Origin of the sequence: Bartonella sp. AC130YNZD, from assembly GCF_042196865.1 — a bacterium.
In the GTDB taxonomy this organism is placed as follows: Bacteria; Pseudomonadota; Alphaproteobacteria; order Rhizobiales; family Rhizobiaceae; genus Bartonella.
Genome location: NZ_JBHIQZ010000087.1, coordinates 1 through 1,774 on the forward strand (window position 1 = coordinate 1; position 1,774 = coordinate 1,774).

The 1,774-nt window shown below is 36.1% G+C and carries 1 protein-coding gene and 1 pseudogene; both read right to left on the bottom strand.

Features of this window, described 5'->3' with window-relative positions; all coding sequences use genetic code 11:
• A partial coding sequence (locus tag ACFINU_RS09710) for an ABC transporter substrate-binding protein (protein WP_375618958.1) occupies positions 1–635 on the bottom strand: 635 nt, incomplete at its 3' end.
• Between the two features lie 898 nt (positions 636–1,533).
• Positions 1,534–1,774, bottom strand: a pseudogene (locus ACFINU_RS09715) (ABC transporter substrate-binding protein); the annotation flags it as partial.

Genomic DNA, 1,774 nt, shown 5'->3' on the forward strand with positions numbered 1-1,774 from the left:
CAAGCAGCGTGACTTGCCAAATAGCGATTTCCCATATCACCATCTTGTTCGTGTTTCATAAGTGTCTCACGATCAAGCAGAGCAACAGTACGATTCCTAGAAATATTGCTCAGAATAAGTTCTGCTGGATAAGGTTTATCAAATTTCATCACCACTGTTTTCTCATCGGGTGCTTGAAAAGCCTTATCAACATTTTGTTCTGTGATACCATATTCATTAAAAGTTGCCGCATTAGATAGCTTCAATTTGACAACCCGCCTCATTCCCCAAACAAGATCATGAGCACCAGCAGACCGACCATCATTAAACTTCAAATCATCGCGCAAATGAAAAGTAATCACCGTACTCTGGTCATCGCTTACAACATCCCAACTCTTTGCCAAAGAAGGAACGATTTTAGCTCCATCATTTTTAGCAGAATCAACCAAATTATCACAAACATTGATAACAATTTCAGCTCCATAGCGGTCATTGAGTTGCGCAGGATCAAAATTACTGATCGCATCAAGATCCCAAGCCATCACGAGGGTATCAGCAGGTGTTTTTGCTGAAACTTGCTGCACAAATATCCCAAAAGCAATAAAAGCAGAAATAAAACAACTGCTCCTTTTTAATATTTTTCTTTTTAAATTCATAGACTTATCTCTTTAAAGTTTGTTGTATAAATTTTCCTTGCAACAGTAACGTGCAAAAATAAAAAAATCAGGCTTTTAAAGCACACCTCCTAAAGATAAAATATCAAACCCTTTAAACAGCAGGAGCAACTCCTTGAGCAATATTGGTAAACTAAAGCAAAAGAGACAACGAAAAATGATCTGATAAACAATGAATAATACCACAAATGACAGCGCCTGTTGGTGATGTCACAGCACCCATAACTTTGATCATACAAGCCAAAGATTTTTTTTATCACATCAAACAGGACTTCTGCTTTAAAAGTCTTTTTGCTATTTTCTCAAAAGAGTTCTCAGAGAACCAACTTCAGTTGCTTTAAAAGCTCACTCATCCTTCGATATTTTGACAATTCTCATAAGTATAGTTTCTAACCATAGCCATTCCACTCCTTCCTCACAAGGACATTTGGACTTTCCAGGACCCATACTAAAGGGCAGTCTCAGCATCTCATCATTTTTTAAGGAAAAGCGGTATAATTTGAAGCACCAGCTCCACAATAATCCCATTTTCCCCCAACGCACCTGCATATAACTAACTTTTTTCTCAATAGCACATTTTAAGGTCCCTCACTTTTTCTACAAAATACTAAATTCTGCTCATATTCAGTATGCCCATTTCTTAAACCGGCAAATTTATTATTTTTTCTTCACTTAAGATTGAAATCTACAATCTTAATATCTATGTATAATTATTCTATAAAAATGCATAGTCCCTCTCTAAAGAAGAGTACCTTCGAGTTACTTTATAATGCACTTTACCGATAAACTTCGATATTTTGCAAAGCTTTAAACTCTATGCAAAACACCGAAGTTATTATCATCACATTCACTGTTGTATATTACAACATTTTAAACGTGCTTATTTTTCAATGGCATTATAAAAAATACGTGGTGCACTATTCCACACCCATTTTTTAACATCAGGTGTCATAGCAATAATACTATATGTCTGATAGATAAACGCATAAGGTCCTTTTTGCATAAAATCACGCTGTAAATCGGCGTACATTTCTGCCCGTTTCTGTGGATCTTTTTGAAACAGAGCTGCCTGAACCTTCTTATTCATATCTTCATCCAAATAGCCGTGGCACCAACTAGGA